Annotated in this window: 9 protein-coding genes; 8 read left to right on the top strand and 1 reads right to left on the bottom strand. The window is 60.6% G+C overall.

The window, feature by feature from the left end:
- The first annotated feature begins 3 nt into the window (after nt 1-3).
- Genes murD through DBAC_RS12985 form a run of 8 tightly spaced genes read left to right on the top strand, consistent with a single transcriptional unit; the run spans nt 4 to nt 10,007 of the window.
- Complete coding sequence (gene murD, locus DBAC_RS13020; protein ID WP_015774774.1) at nt 4-1,296, top strand: UDP-N-acetylmuramoyl-L-alanine--D-glutamate ligase; 1,293 nt, start codon at nt 4-6, stop codon at nt 1,294-1,296.
- Nucleotides 1,293-2,414 (top strand): putative lipid II flippase FtsW, encoded by a 1,122-nt coding sequence (ftsW, locus tag DBAC_RS13015; RefSeq protein ID WP_015774773.1) that lies wholly within the window; start codon nt 1,293-1,295, stop codon nt 2,412-2,414. The genes murD and ftsW overlap by 4 nt, the downstream gene beginning before the upstream one ends.
- On the top strand, nt 2,411-3,502 hold the full coding sequence (gene murG, locus DBAC_RS13010; protein ID WP_015774772.1) for an undecaprenyldiphospho-muramoylpentapeptide beta-N-acetylglucosaminyltransferase: 1,092 nt from the start codon (nt 2,411-2,413) through the stop codon (nt 3,500-3,502). Before ftsW ends, murG begins: the two co-directional genes overlap by 4 nt.
- A gap of 2 nt (nt 3,503-3,504) precedes the next feature.
- Nucleotides 3,505-4,881 (top strand): UDP-N-acetylmuramate--L-alanine ligase, encoded by a 1,377-nt coding sequence (gene murC, locus DBAC_RS13005; protein ID WP_015774771.1) that lies wholly within the window; start codon nt 3,505-3,507, stop codon nt 4,879-4,881.
- Nucleotides 4,878-5,723, top strand: coding sequence for a cell division protein FtsQ/DivIB (locus tag DBAC_RS13000; protein ID WP_143890943.1), 846 nt, complete (start codon nt 4,878-4,880; stop codon nt 5,721-5,723). The genes murC and DBAC_RS13000 overlap by 4 nt, the downstream gene beginning before the upstream one ends.
- A 39-nt stretch (nt 5,724-5,762) precedes the next feature.
- Nucleotides 5,763-6,992, top strand: a complete 1,230-nt coding sequence (ftsA, locus tag DBAC_RS12995; protein ID WP_015774769.1) for a cell division protein FtsA — start codon at nt 5,763-5,765, stop codon at nt 6,990-6,992.
- Between the two features lie 57 nt (nt 6,993-7,049).
- Nucleotides 7,050-8,300, top strand: a complete 1,251-nt coding sequence (gene ftsZ, locus DBAC_RS12990; protein ID WP_015774768.1) for a cell division protein FtsZ — start codon at nt 7,050-7,052, stop codon at nt 8,298-8,300.
- Between the two features lie 45 nt (nt 8,301-8,345).
- Nucleotides 8,346-10,007, top strand: coding sequence for a radical SAM protein (locus DBAC_RS12985; RefSeq protein WP_015774767.1), 1,662 nt, complete (start codon nt 8,346-8,348; stop codon nt 10,005-10,007).
- Here DBAC_RS12985 and DBAC_RS12980 read toward each other — a convergent pair.
- Nucleotides 9,987-12,920, bottom strand: a complete 2,934-nt coding sequence (locus tag DBAC_RS12980; RefSeq protein ID WP_015774766.1) for a ligand-binding sensor domain-containing diguanylate cyclase — start codon at nt 12,918-12,920, stop codon at nt 9,987-9,989. The genes DBAC_RS12985 and DBAC_RS12980 overlap by 21 nt on opposite strands.
- Between the last annotated feature and the right edge of the window lie 93 nt (nt 12,921-13,013).

The following is a 13,013-nucleotide window of genomic DNA, read 5'->3' as shown; positions in this document are numbered from 1 at the left end:
GCAATGCGCGAATTCATCCACGATAATCAGCTTCGCGGCCACACCGCGGTTGTGCTGGGAGCGGGAGCTTCCGGCATCGCGGCGGCGCGTCTTCTGGCGCGCATGGGCGCGGCTGTGCGTGTGCTGGAGAAAAACGAGGCCAGCGCTGCCAAGGTTCCCGCCGACCTGGGCTTTGAGGTCTGCGCCGGCGAGCACAAACCCGCGCATTTCGAAGGGGCCGACCTCATTGTCTTGAGCCCGGGCATCGCCCGCTCGAAAGTAGCCTCGCTCCTGCCTGCAGGCGTGCAGGTGGTGTCCGAGCTGGAACTGGCGAGCTGGTTCGTGTCCGAACCCATCATCGCGGTGACCGGAACCAACGGGAAAACCACGACCACGACGCTCATCAGCCGCATCCTGGAAGCAAACGGCAAAAAGGTCTTCACCGGCGGAAATATCGGCACGCCACTTTGCGAGTATCTGCTGGGCGCCGAGCAGGCCGACATCCTGGTGCTCGAAGTCTCCAGTTTCCAGCTGCAGAATTCTCCGTCGTTCCATCCCCGGGTGGGCGTGCTGCTCAATTTTTCGGCCAACCATCTCGACTACCATGAGACCATGGAAGAGTACCTGAGCGCAAAGCTCTCCATGTTCACGCACATGGGTGCAGAGGATCTGGCCGTGGTGCCACTGTCCATGAAGGATGAGCTGGAGAAACGGGATTTCACCCGCAGCCGCAGGGTCTATTTCGTGGCCAGCCCCCGTTTTACGTGTCCGGGATTGCCTGGCGAGCACAACCGCGAAAACATGGAAGCTGCCTATCTGGCCTGCCGTTATTTCGGACTTTCCCCGGAGGATGTGCAGCGCGGAATCGATGGCTTCTCCACTCTGGCACATCGCATCGAGGCCGTGGCGGAGCACAACGGCATCGTTTTTATCGACGATTCCAAGTCCACGACCATCGACTCCATGATCGCGGCGCTCAAAAGCCAGGACCGTCCCGTGCGTCTCTTGGCAGGCGGCGTGTTCAAAGGCGGTGATCTTGGAGCGGTGTTGCCGGTTCTGCGTGAGAAGGTTCGCGCCGTGTATCTGTTCGGGCAGTCGCGGGAAATTTTTGAAGAGGCCTGGAGTGATTGCGGCAAGGAAATCAGCTGGGATGCGACGCTGGAAGAGGCCGTGTTCAGGGCCGCCGCCGACGCCCGCAGCGGGGAGTGCGTGCTGCTGTCTCCCGCCACGGCCAGCTTTGACCTTTTTGCCAACTACAAGGAGCGGGGCAAGACTTTCCAGCGTGCGGTACGCGAATGGGTGGAGGGCGCATCATGAGGATCACTCAGCGCGAAGCGGCCCGCCAACTCATGAGCTTTGACGTCATCCTTTTGGGGGCGGTGATTTGCCTGGCCTCCATCGGGCTCATCATGGTCCTCAGCGCAAGCGGAATCATGGCCGAGAAGGTTTACGGCGACAAGTACGCCCTGTTCTGGAAGCAGGTGCTGTTCATGGTCGCCGGGGGCGTCGTGCTGACAATCGCGGCCCGCGCGAACATGGAATTTTTCTATCGCCACACCTACCTCTGGATTTTGCTGGCGGCGGGACTTCTGCTCATGACCGTTTTTTCGCCATTCGCCACCACTGCGGGCGGAGCAAGCCGCTGGCTGCGGATAGGGCCTTTTTCGGTTCAGCCGCTGGAGGCCGCGAAAATCGCGCTGGTTTTCTATCTGTCCTATTTTTTCGCCAACAAGCAGGATCTGGTCAAAACGTTCAGCGTGGGTTTTCTGCCGCCGATCATCGTGACCGGCAGCCTCTGTTTTCTGCTGCTGCTGCAGCCGGATTTCGGCGGCGCGGTGTTTCTGGCGGGGCTGCTTTTTCTGATGTGTCTGGTCGGCGGAACACGCATCATTTTCCTGGGCTCGGCCATCATCCTGGCCCTGGTCTCGGCGGCGCTGCTGGTGGTCAATTCGCCGTATCGGTTCAGAAGGGTCTTTTCCTTTCTGGATCCGTTCCAGGACGCCCAGAACTCGGGGTATCAGCTGGTGCAGTCGCTTTACGGGCTGGGTTCCGGCGGATGGGTCGGACAGGGGCTGGGCGAGGGCAAGCAGAAGCTTTTCTTCCTGCCCGAAGCGCACAATGACTTCATCATGTCCGTACTCGGCGAAGAGTTGGGTTTTGTCGGCGTATCGCTCATCATCATCCTGCTCGGCGTGGTCCTGTGGAGGACGCTCGCGATCAGTATCAGGCAGGCTTCCATGCACGATCGCATCACCGCCTTCGGCATGGGGGCGATCGTGATTGTCGGCGGAATCCTGAACATGGGCGTTGTTTTGGGCGCAATTCCTCCCAAGGGCGTGCCCATGCCGTTTTTGAGCTATGGCGGCAGCCATCTGCTGGCCGCTTTTTTCTGTACCGGGGTGCTGCTCAACCTGTCCCGGAAGGTCAAGGCATGAAACGTTTGATCCTGACCACAGGCGGCACCGGAGGCCACATTTTCCCAGCTTTGGCCGTGGCGGAGTCTGTTCGCGCCGCAGTGCCAGGCTGCGAGATTCTGTTCGTGGGGTCGGAGCGCGGACCCGAAGGCGAATGGGCGCGGGCGGCCGGGTTGCCTTTTGTGGCCCTGCCTGCCCAGGGCGTTCTGGGGCGCGGCATCAAGAACGCGGCCACGGCCGTATGGCTGGGGCGCAGTCTCTACAAGTCCTGGCGGCTGCTGCGTGAGTTCAAGCCGGACGTGGTGCTGGGGCTGGGCGGATACGCGGGATTTTCCTGCCCCCTGGCGGCAAGCCTCATGGGCATCCCCTCGGCCATTCATGAGCAGAACAGCGTACCCGGGGTGACCAACCGGATTCTGGCGCGTCGCGTCGACCGCATCCTGGTCAGCTTTGGCGATATGGAAGCCGCGGCCTTTGGCGGCGACAACGCCGTTGTCACCGGCAACCCCGTCCGTGCCGAAATTCGCTCTTTGCGTGATGAACGGCGCATGCTGGGGCGCAATATTTTGATTGTGGGAGGCAGCCAGGGCGCTTCGGCCCTGAATGGTTTCGTGGTGCGCGAACTGGATCGGCTCAAAGAGCTGGGCCTTGGCATCTGGCATCAGACGGGAAAGGACGAATTCGAGGCTATCCGCGACGTTTACGCCGAGAAATACCCTGCTGCGCGCGTGGAGCCGTTCATCAGCGACATGCACGAGGCTTACCGCTTCGCCGATCTGGTCATCTGCCGGGCCGGGGCCACGACCATCGCCGAACTCACCGTCGCGGGAAAGCCGAGCATCCTGGTTCCTTTTCCCTACGCGACGCACGACCACCAGCTCAAGAACGCCCGCTCCCTGGAAAAGGTCGGGGCGGCTCTGGTCATTCAGCAGCGTCAATTGGAAGAATTGAATTTGTCCTCGGTGGTGGGTGATCTTTTTCAAATGCCGGAAAATCTGGCCAGAATGGCCCGGGCCGCCCGTGAAGCGGGTATTCCCGACGCCGGAGACCGGGTGGTGGCTCAATTGCAGGATTTGGCGTCGAGTAAAGCGCGGCGTGACAGACGGTGAATATGAAGTCGAAGATCAAAAAAATACACATGGTCGGCATTGGCGGCGCAGGCATGAGCGGCATCGCCGAAGTGCTCTTGACCCTCGGCTATGAAGTGTCGGGTTCGGATCTGGTCAAGGGGCCGGTGGCGCTGCGCCTGGAAACTCTCGGAGCTACGGTCCATGCCGGACACGAGAGGAAAAACGTGCAGGGCGCGCAGGTCGTGGTCCGCTCGACGGCCGTGAGCGAGGACAACCCCGAGCTGGAGGAAGCCAGGGCCCACGGCGTGCCGATCATCCCGCGTGCGGAAATGCTGGCCGAGCTGATGCGCTTGAAAGTTGGCGTGGCCGTGGCCGGTACCCACGGAAAAACCACGACCACCTCGCTTTTGGCCACGATTTTCATGGAAGCCCATCTCGATCCCACCGTGATCATCGGGGGGCGTCTCAACGCCTACGGCTCCAACGCCATGCTCGGCCAGGGCCGCTATCTCATCGCCGAAGCCGACGAGTCGGACGGATCGTTTCTGTGCCTTTTGCCGAGAATATCCATCGTCACCAACGTCGATGCCGACCATCTCGATTATTACAAGGATCTGGACGAAATCCGGGACAGCTTTGTCGACTTCATGAACAGCGTGCCGTTTTACGGCCTGAACGTGGTCTGCGGCGATGACAAGGGCGTGCAATCGATCCTGTCCCGGGTCCGCCGCCCGGTCATGACTTACGGATTCGGGGAAGAAAACGACTTGCGTGCCGAGATCATCAGCTGCGAGGCGGGGTCGAGATTCAACGTCTATCGACAGAGCGAATTCTGGGGCGAGGTGACCCTGACCCATCCCGGCCGGCACAATGTCCTGAACGCGCTGGCCGCTATTGGCGTGGCCATGGAAGCCGGGGTACCCAAAAAGGACATCATCCACGGGCTGGGCGCGTTCGCCGGAGTGGGGCGCCGATTTGAGCACAAGGGCGAGCGGAACGGAGTTCTGGTCGTTGACGACTACGGCCATCATCCGACGGAAATCGCAGCCACCCTTGAAACCGCCAGGCTTTGTTATCCGCACAAGCGGCTGGTGGTGGCTTTTCAGCCGCACAGGTTCACCAGGACGCAGGCCCTGTTCGGTGATTTTTCCAAAGTGTTCGCAGGGGTCGATCAGCTGCTGCTGACCGAAATTTATCCGGCCAGCGAATCGCCCATCCCCGGAGTCAGCGGTCAGAGTCTGGCTCAGGCCATCAGGCAGGTCACGAGCACGCCGGTGCGATTTTTCGAGGATTTTGGTTCCATGCAGGCCGCTCTTGGCGAGATCCTGCAGGAAGGCGATTTGTTTTTGACGCTGGGCGCGGGCAGCATTTGGACTGTCGGCCAGGGTTATCTGGACGAAGAGGTGAAAAATCCGTGAGCACTGCGGTCATGGGCAAGAAGATTCGCCGGAACGTAGCCCGGCGCAAGGAGCGCAAGCAACCCGTGAACACGGGCGCGGTGCTTGGCGGACTTCTTCTTGGCCTGGGGCGCACGGTTTTCCTCCTGACGCGCTGGACGTTGGGCATTGCCGCGGTGGTCGTGGTCAGTTTCGGAATTCTTTTTGCCTACCGGTGGGTCACGACCCATGAGTTTTTCGCGCTCGCCAATCTGCAGATCGAAGGCTCCCAGCGGCTTGGCCGCGACGAGATTGCGGAAATGGGCGGGGTCAGCACGGGATCAAATGTCTTGAGCATCAACATCGCGGAGGTGCAGCGCCGCATCGCCGCCAGTGAATGGGTGGAAAGCGTGGCCGTGACCAGGGTTCTGCCCGACGGCCTGATCATCGAGGTGAAGGAGCGTGAACCGGCCTTTCTGACGCGCCGCGACGAACAACTCTACTACGCGGACGTGAACGGGCAAACCATCGCGGCCGTGAGCGTGGACAAGTTCATTTCGCTTCCGCTGCTGGAAACGGAAGAGGGCGTGCAGGTGGGAAACGGAATCAGGACCCTGCTGGATGAGGTTGCCCGGAACTCTCTGCCGTTCGGCATGAGCCAGATCGCCTGGCTGCGGCAGGACAGCGCGGATCAGTTCAGCATATTTCTGGAAAAGCCACGGGTGCTCGTGCAGTTGGATGGTGCGGATCTGGATTCCGCGCTGAAAAGCCTGACCAAGGTTTGGGCTGATTTGGGGCGCCGGGGCGAGCTGGATCGCACCGAATTCATGTTTGTCATGCCCGGGCGGGCATGGATCAGGCTACACGCCGATCAAACACTCTAGGGAAAGCATGCCGGCCAGGGCCGGGAGATGAGGGGAAGTATGGCCAAGTCTGAATTGATTGTCGGTCTGGACATCGGAACGACCAAGATATGTACCGTTGTGGGTGAGGTGGGGACGGACTCGCTGGTGGATATCATCGGCATCGGCACCAGCCCGTCCACGGGCCTTCGGAAGGGCGTGGTCGTCAACATTGAACAGACCGTGCAGTCCATCAAGAAGGCCCTCGAAGAAGCCGAGCTCATGGCCGGCTGCGAGATCCGGGCCGTATACGCCGGGATCGCGGGCAGCCACATCAAGGGCTTCAACAGCCATGGCGTGATCGCCGTCAAGGGCGGCGAAGTGACTGCCCGCGACATCGAGCGAGTCATCGACGCGGCCAAGGCCGTGGCCATTCCGCTGGACCGGGAGGTCATCCACATCCTGCCCCAGGAATACATCGTCGATGACCAGACCGGCATCGCCGATCCCTTGGGCATGGCCGGTGTGCGGCTTGAGGTGAAGGTGCACATCGTCACCGGCGCCGTGACCAGCGCCCAGAACATCGTCAAGAGCTGTCATAAGTCCGGCCTCGACGTTGAAGACATCGTGCTCGAAGCCTTCGCCTCTTCCAAGGCCGTGCTGACCGACGAGGAACGCGAGATCGGCGTGGCCCTGGTCGACATCGGCGGCGGCACGTCGGATATTGCAATTTTTCATGGCAACTCCATCAAGCACACCGGGGTTATCGCCCTTGGCGGGACCAACCTGACCAACGACATCGCCTTTGGTCTGCGCACGCCGACCCAGGCCGCCGAGAAGATCAAGATCAAGTACGGCTGCGCCTTGGCGGAGCTGGTCAAGAAGGACGAGATCATCGAGGTGCCGAGCGTCGGGGGCCGCGAGCCGCGCAAGCTGACCAGGCAGGTCCTGGCCGAGATCTGCGAGCCGCGCATGGAGGAGCTTCTGGCCTTGGTGGACCAGGAGCTGATCCGCTCCGGGTACAAAAAGCTTATCGGCGCGGGAGTGGTGCTGACCGGCGGCGCCTCGCGCATCGAAGGGATTCAGGAATTGGCGGAGCAGGTCTTCAACCTGCCGACCAGGACGGGTTCGCCTGCCGGAGTGGGCGGGCTCAAGGATGTGGTGGACAGCCCCACCTACGCCACGGCGGTGGGGCTCTTGCTCTATGGCGCGGAAAAGCACGGGCGGGACAGCAAGATCCGCATCCGCGACAAGAACATCTTTCACTCCATCCTGGCGCGGATGAAGAAATGGTTCGTGGACATCAGTTGACGGGTTTGACGAGCACGGGGAAACGGAGAACGGAACAATGCAAACGTGGGGGGAAGTATGGATTTCCTAGAAATTGAACGCGAAGACAATGCTTTGATCAAAGTCATCGGAGTGGGTGGCGGAGGCGGCAACGCGGTGAACAACATGATCAAGGCCGCCATGCAAGGCGTGACCTTCATCGCCGCGAACACGGACATGCAGGCCCTGAAACATTCGCAGGCAGAATACAAGATCCAGCTCGGCGACAAGCTGACCAAGGGCCTCGGCGCTGGCGCCAATCCGGACATGGGCCGGGACGCGGCCCTGGAGAGCCAGGCCCAGATCCGGGACATCCTGGGCGACTGCGACATGGTCTTCGTCACCGCCGGCATGGGCGGCGGCACGGGCACGGGCGCGGCTCCGGTCATCGCCCAGGTGGCCAAGGACATGGGCGCGCTGACCGTGGCCGTCGTGACCAAGCCTTTCTTTTTTGAAGGCAAGCGCCGCCAGCAGCAGGCCGAACGCGGGATCAAGGAGCTGCGCGACATCGTCGACAGCATCATCACCATCCCCAACGACCGCCTGCTGACCCTGGCCTCCAAGAAGGCCTCGTTCGTCGACATGCTGGGCAAGGCCGACGAAGTCCTTTTTCACGCCGTGAAGGGTATTTCCGACCTGATCATGGTCCCCGGCCTCATCAACCTCGACTTCGCCGACGTGAAGGCGGTCATGGAAGAGATGGGTCTGGCCATGATGGGCACGGGCATCGCTTCCGGCGACGGCAGAGCTCGCGAGGCGGCGCTGAAGGCCATCACCAGCCCGCTGCTGGAAGACGTGACCATCGACGGCGCTCGCGGCGTGCTCATGAACATCACCTGCGGACCCGACCTGACCATCGAAGAAGTCAGCGAAGCCGCCAGCATCGTGCATGAAGCCGCTCATGAGGATGCCAAGATCTACTTCGGTACGGTCTTCGACATGGATTGCGTGGACGAAATGCGCATCACCGTCATCGCCACCGGCATTCAGGACGGCAATGCCCCCCTGGAAAAAGGAACCAAGGTCACTCCGTTCGCCGCGAACCCGGCCGCGAGCCGGCTTGGCGCTGAAAGCGAGGGGACGTTCATCCGTCCGCGCACCCGCAAGATTACGGTCAACGAAAGCGCCGATCTGAGCGTGCCCGCTTATATCAGGGCCAAGACCCAGCCCGGCGTGGAAGAGCGGCGGCATGAGCCCCGCAAGATCGTGAACGGTGGCGAGGACGCCGAGTTCCTGTTCGAAGAGGAGGAGTTTGAAATTCCGTCGTTCATCAGAATGCAGGCAGACTAGAATTATCAGTATTCAAGGCGTGTCAGCCCGCCCGTGGAGGGAACTGTGTCCGAGCTCTATCTAGGCCGAACAGTCCCGCAACTGAAGGAATGGGGAGGACGGCTGCCCGTGGCTCTGGTTTTTCCGGAAGCCGCGCAGCACGCGCTCTCCACCCTGGGCTGGCAGGTTGTTTACCGGCTGCTCGCGAGTTGCGAGGAGCTGGCCGTCGAACGTTTCTTCTGGGACCCCACTTCCCCGAGGCCCAGGTCCGTTGACTCCGGACGTGACCTGGGCCTCTTCCCCCTTGTTCTTTTCAGCCTCAATTTCGAAGGCGATTTTCCCACGGTCATCAGACTGCTGCAGAATGCGGACATTTCCGTCAGAGCCGAGGAGCGCCACTCCTGGCCCATGATTCTGGCAGGCGGTCCCTTGGCGTTTCTCAATCCTTTTCCGATCCTGCCCGCGCTGGACGGGATATTTGTCGGCGAGGCCGAGGCCGGCCTTTTGGCCGTTACCGATACGATAGTCCGGATCTGGAACAGCGGCGGGGAGAAGGCCGCGGCTCTTGAAGGCATAGCAGCGTTGCCCGGAATGCTGGTTCCCGGCAAAAGCCCCGAACCCGTGCGCAGGCTGGTCGACACCTCCGGGTCCAAAAATCTGCGCGAACCCGCCTATTCCTGTTTTGTCAGCTCCGAAGCGCAGTTCCGGGACATGCTGCTGCTGGAAGTCAACCGGGGCTGTCCTTACGGTTGCCGCTTTTGCGCGGCAGGCAGCATCTACAAGCCTCCCCGCCATGCCGAGATGGAGACGTTGCAAAACATCGTGACGCGGTGCGTTCCGCAGAAAGTGGGGCTGGTCGGCACGGCCCTGACCGACTGGCCCGACCTGCTTCCTTTTTTGCGTTGGTTGCAGGAGCGCAAGGTCAAATTTTCGCTGTCGTCGCTTCGCGCCGATGGCTTGACCGATGAGCTGCTCGGATTTCTTCGCCATACCGGCACCCGTTCCGTGACCCTGGCGCTGGAAGGGGCGAGCCGCCGCCTGCGTCAGGCCATGAACAAACATTTTTCGGAAGAAGCCTTTCTGGAGGCCGTGACGCGCATCAGCCGCCTGCAGTTCGGCACCTTGAAGCTGTACATGATCACCGGCTGGCCGGACGAGAATGAAGAGGATTGGGCGGAATTCGAGTCTTTCCTGGGCCGCATCGAAGAAGCCAGGAGGCTCGGGCAGGGGAACCGCAAGAAAGGGGTCGAGCTCATCTCCCTCTCGGTCAGCTGTCTTGTGCCCAAGGCCTGGACTCCCCTGCAGTGGGCAGCCATTCCGGAAGAGGACTGGTTCAAAAAGGCCATGCGGCGTTTCAAGGGCGCTGTCGGACGTTTCAAGGGCATGCGTTTCGCGGGAGAGAATCCCGCTCAGGCCCGGGTGCAGATGTTCCTGGCCAGGGGCGGCGAGGAGATTTTTCCCTGCCTTGAGCGGGCTGCCCAAACAGGACTTGCCGCAGCCGTCAGGGACTTTGAAGAACTGGTGCGGCAGGTCTTGCATCGTCCGCTGGACCGGGACAGCGTGTTCCCGTGGGAACGCCTGGACATAGGGGTTTCGAGAAAGTTCCTGTACTCGGAGTGGACCAAGTACAGGCACGGGATGGTCAGCCCGCCCTGCCCCGTGTCGGGCTGCGATGAGTGCCGGGTCTGCGGGATGGACCGCTTCCTGTCATTGCCGCAGGGGCGTTAGGGCCAGACAATGGTCCTTGTAGAAGAAACAGTTCCGTCCGTTGCGTTTGGCCTGGTAGAGGGCCTGATCCGCTGAAAAGAGTCCCGAATCGATGTGCAGGTCGGTTTGCGGACTGAATGTCGAGATGCCGAGACTTACCGTGATTCTGTCCGAAAGCGGCGAGCCCGGATAGGGAATGTTGGTCAAGAAAAGGGCCTGCTGAATCTTTTGAGCCACCCGCTCCGCTCCGCTCCGATTGGTGCTGGGCAATACCACCACGAATTCCTCCCCCCCGTATCTCCCCACGAAATCTTCCGGTCGCTTGAGCGTGGCGTTCAGGGTCTGAGCGACGCTGCGCAGGGCCAAGTCGCCGGCTTGATGGCCGAAGCGGTCGTTGAACCCCTTGAAATAATCAATGTCGATCATGAGCACCGAGATCTGGTGGTTGCTGCGTTTGCAGCGGCTTTTTTCGGCTGCAAGCACTTCCTGGAATTTGCGTCGGTTGGGCACTCCGGTCAGCGGGTCCTGCATGACCAGGTTTTCGAGCATGTCCTTGCGGATGCGGGCGGTCTGCAGGCGTGCAAGCAGCAACGACGAGATCAGGAAGGTGAGCGCAAGGAAAAGCGCATAGCTTGTCTTGGCCCACACCGTCAGCCACCAGGGCGGATGAATGGTGATGCTCACGGACTCGGTGACAGGGCCGTCAAAGCCGTCTTTGAGATGGAACACGTAGCGACCCGGCTGCAAGTGCGCGTAGCTGACTGACGACTGCGTTCCGGCGTCGGTCCAGGCGGAGTCCACGCCTTCGAGCTTGTAGACAAAACGGGGTGCGTCCAAGGCGCTGATTTCGGGCATGGAAAAAGAAAAGGACAGGAAGTTTTGAAGATGGTCGAGCTCCAGGGCTTTGGGCATGCGGCCTAAAGGGGTGGCGGGCACCTTGCGCTCGTAAATGCGGATCTCGGATATTTTGGGGAGCGTGGGCGGACGGGAGAAAAGTTGCTGCGGATCGACGAGCAACAGCCCGTCGGAATGTCCGTAGACAAGCATCTTGTCCAGAACCGCAGGCGACGCGGTGATGCTGGAGGCGGGGTGTCTTGCTCCGATAGCCATCTCCCGGGCCTGGTTTGATCCGGGCGGAAGATGGTAGATTTTTGTCTGGGTATGCATCCAGGTACCTCCGTCCTTGTCGGCCCAGAGCGACAGGACGTTCGGAATGTGCTCGTTTCCTATCGTGTGGACGGGAGTGGCGGTTCCTGAGCGCAGGTTGTAGCGGAGCAGCTCTTTCGTTGTCCCGACAATCAATTCCTCGGAGCGTGTCATGAGCAAGCTCTTGACGCTCATGGCCTCTTCCGTGTTTGCCGGTTCCGGCAGCGCATACATGCGCTGGTGCCCGGAGCGGGGATCGATTTTGTGAAGAGTGCTCCCATAAGCGACCCAAAGCTCGGCGCCGGACCGCATGACCGATGCACCTCCCGCTTGCGGGGGGAAGGTCAGTTCTTTGCGCACGTCGGTGTCGCCGGGTTTCCAGGAATAGAGCTCTTTGGTGTTGGAGACCCAGATGCGTCCGTCATCCATGAGGGCGATGTGACGAACGGAGTGAGTCGACAATGATGGATCGGGGTCGTTAAAAACGAGCTGCTTATGCTCCGCCTCACCATTGGGAGTGACACGCAAAAGGGCATTCTTGGCGCCGCAAAGAAGGGAATTGTCGGTGCTCCAGACCAGCGCGTTGACTCTCGGCGCGTCGAGAAATGGTTCGATCTCGATACTGTTCGACAAGGATATCTGATTAACGTCAAGCGGCGCGGAGCGATAAACGCCGCCTTGCTTGAGACCGACATAGACGCGGGAGTCCGGGCTGGTTGCGCAGATGATGTCGGCGTTTTGCACCGGTTCGCTTTGGCCCTTGATCCTCAGTTCAAGCAGCTTCGCGCCGGGATAGGGCGGACGGTGCAACACCCCGTGATTGTACGTTCCGATCCATAGCGTCCCTGCTTTTGTTTCCATGAAGGATGCGATGGAGCGGGGTGTCTTGCCCTGCGAACCGGGTATGCGGAAGGGGTGGTGAAAAATGCTGCCTTGGCGAAAGCCATATCGGAACAGCCCCTGGGCTGTGGCAATCCAGACGTCGCCGTTGCTGTCGGTGTAGAGATCGAGGATGCGTGCCGTCTTCAGTTCGTCCACGGCAACGAGTTCATTTTGCGAGGCCTGCGCCGGCAGAATCCACAGGCCTTTACCCGCTACGCCGACCCAGAGGTTGCCCGCGCCGTCAAAGGTGATTTTTTTGGCAGAGTAGGATTCGCCCGTGGACAAGGGAATGGCCGTGGCCAGACCCTTGGTGCCTGTCAACCGAAGTACGCCCTGTCCCGTGCCCAGCCACATGTCGCGCTGGGCATTCTCGGCGATGTCGAAAACCGTCCAGGGAGTATCCGGATCCGGGGGGATGATGTCGATCCTCTCGAATTTGTCGAAGGAGGGCTCGTAGCGGTGCAGCCCGCCGTTGCCTGTTCCCGCCCAGAGAGAGCCTTTCTGATCCTGGTAGATGATGTTGGCGCTTGTGGCGGGGAACCCTGCGGGTGTCTTGGCCATCTGGTACCAGCGCGGGGTTTTTGTTGCCAGCGGGTAGGCGAGCACGCCAGAATTGGTGCCCACCCACAGGACGTCGTTGGCGTCGATCCGAATGTCTCGAATGTTATTTCCCTGCAATACTTCGTTGAGCACGGGACGGAACGCCCGACCGTCATACACATGCAGGCCGCGAATGGAGGCCAGCCAAATATAGCCTTGGGAATCCTGGGCGGAGGCGATGACGCTGTTGTGGCTGCCCCGCTCGAAGGAAATATCCAACTTACTGACATCAAGGGGAATATCCGGGATGGCACGCGCTGGTTGCGGGATAAGTAGCAATGTGAGTATGAAAATCAGGGTTCGCATGGAGTACTTGATCTTTTGTAATACATACTTCAGGTAGTTTTCTGCGTCAGATAATTACTGTGCAACAGGTGCGTGGCATTTGTCGGAAAAAAG

Source organism: Desulfomicrobium baculatum DSM 4028, from assembly GCF_000023225.1.
GTDB classification, from domain to species: Bacteria; Desulfobacterota; Desulfovibrionia; order Desulfovibrionales; family Desulfomicrobiaceae; genus Desulfomicrobium; species Desulfomicrobium baculatum.
Note: the sequence above shows the minus strand (reverse complement) of the source record. Positions and strands in the feature narration are given on the sequence as shown.

What these genes read in the sequence shown, in the direction of transcription:
- murD (WP_015774774.1), top strand. Translation starts at nt 4, where the DNA reads ATGCGCGAATTCATCCACGATAATCAGCTTCGCGGCCACACCGCGGTT.
- ftsW (WP_015774773.1), top strand. Translation starts at nt 1,293, where the DNA reads ATGAGGATCACTCAGCGCGAAGCGGCCCGCCAACTCATGAGCTTTGAC.
- murG (WP_015774772.1), top strand. Translation starts at nt 2,411, where the DNA reads ATGAAACGTTTGATCCTGACCACAGGCGGCACCGGAGGCCACATTTTC.
- murC (WP_015774771.1), top strand. Translation starts at nt 3,505, where the DNA reads ATGAAGTCGAAGATCAAAAAAATACACATGGTCGGCATTGGCGGCGCA.
- ftsA (WP_015774769.1), top strand. Translation starts at nt 5,763, where the DNA reads ATGGCCAAGTCTGAATTGATTGTCGGTCTGGACATCGGAACGACCAAG.
- ftsZ (WP_015774768.1), top strand. Translation starts at nt 7,050, where the DNA reads ATGGATTTCCTAGAAATTGAACGCGAAGACAATGCTTTGATCAAAGTC.
- DBAC_RS12980 (WP_015774766.1), bottom strand. Translation starts at nt 12,920, where the DNA reads ATGCGAACCCTGATTTTCATACTCACATTGCTACTTATCCCGCAACCA.